The organism is Pseudomonas sp. 05N36, assembly GCF_056397385.1.
The window spans coordinates 1-726 of sequence record NZ_JBFTNH010000057.1 but is presented as its reverse complement, the minus strand read 5'-3'; the positions used below and the strand labels follow the sequence as shown (position 1 = coordinate 726).

Here is a 726-nt window from a genome sequence, read left to right as displayed (position 1 = left end):
GATCGTGACCCTGGCCAACGGCCAGACCATCACCATCCCGGTCGGCCAGTCCAGCGGCACCGCGACCACCACCGCGCCGAACGACGCGCTGGTCGGCCACACCCCGCTGACCAACGCGATTACCAACGTCAGCGGYGGCAACTACGAAAACCTGGTCGCCGACAAAACCCCGGTCAGCACCARYGTGACCGACACCGTCGACACCACCAACCTGACACTGAGCGCGACCGGTTCCGTGGCCGAAGGTGGTCACATCACCTACACCGCCACCCTGACCAACGCCGCCGGCACGCCAGTGACCGTCACACTGAGCAACGGCGCAGTCATCAACATCGACGCCGGCAAAACCACCGGTTCCGTAGTGGCCGACGCCCCCAAAGACGACGTCTACCTCGACGCCGGCAAGGTCCAGGCTACGATCACCAGCGCCACCGGCGGTAACTTCGAGAACCTGGTCACCAGCAGCACGCCTGCGGTCACCAACGTCACCGACACCATCGACACCTCGACGGTGAAACTGACCGCCACCGATTCGGCGGCCGAAGGCGGCACCGTCACCTACACCGCGACTGTCAGCGCGCCGGTCACCGGTTCGGCAGTGATCGTGACCCTGGCCAACGGCCAGACCATCACCATCCCGGTCGGCCAGTCCAGCGGCACCGCGACCACCACCGCGCCGAACGACGCGCTGGTCGGCCACACCCCGCTGACCAACGCGATTACCAA

The 726-nt window shown here is 66.4% G+C and carries 1 protein-coding gene; it reads left to right on the top strand.

What is annotated here, in order from left to right; all coding sequences use genetic code 11:
- Positions 1-726: immunoglobulin-like domain-containing protein (locus AC1DIH_RS28130; protein WP_477774087.1), on the top strand; the 726-nt coding region annotated here is incomplete at both ends.